Annotated in this window: 1 protein-coding gene; it reads left to right on the top strand. The window is 64.5% G+C overall.

Translation table 11 applies throughout. The features are described 5' to 3' along the window. On the top strand, positions 1-544 hold a 544-nt coding region (locus A2J01_RS33370), incomplete at both ends, for an AMP-binding protein (protein ID WP_156519486.1).

Below are 544 nucleotides of genomic sequence, written 5' to 3'. Positions count from 1 at the left end.
GATTGGTCGGCCGGTGTGGAATACGCGGGTGTTGGTGTTGGATTCGCGGTTGCGGCCGGTTCCGGTGGGTGTGGTGGGGGAGTTGTATGTGGGTGGGGTGCAGGTGGCTCGGGGGTATGAGGGTCGTGTGGATTTGACGGTGGGTCGGTTTGTGGCGGATCCGGTGTCGGGTGTGGTGGGTGCTCGGGTGTATCGGACGGGTGATGTGGTGCGGTGGGGGTGTGGTGGGGTGTTGGAGTTTGTGGGGCGCACGGATTTTCAGGTGAAGGTGCGGGGGCAGCGGGTGGAGTTGGGTGAGGTGGAGGCGGTGTTGGCTGCTCAGGTGGGGGTGGCTGGTGCGGTGGTGGTGTTGCGGTCGGGTGTGGGTGGGGATTTTTTGGTGGGGTTTGTGGTGGGTGAGGTGGGGGTGGTGGTCGATGAGGTGGTGGTGTTGGAGGGGGTGCGGAGGTCTCTTCCGGGGTTCATGGTGCCGTCGGTGGTGGTGGTGTTGGGGGAGTTTCCGGTGACGGTGCATGGGAAGTTGGACCGTAAAGCCCTCCCGGAC

The organism is Rhodococcus sp. EPR-134 (assembly GCF_001647205.1).
GTDB lineage: Bacteria > Actinomycetota > Actinomycetes > Mycobacteriales > Mycobacteriaceae > Rhodococcus_F > Rhodococcus_F qingshengii.
Note: the sequence above shows the minus strand (reverse complement) of the source record. Positions and strands in the feature narration are given on the sequence as shown.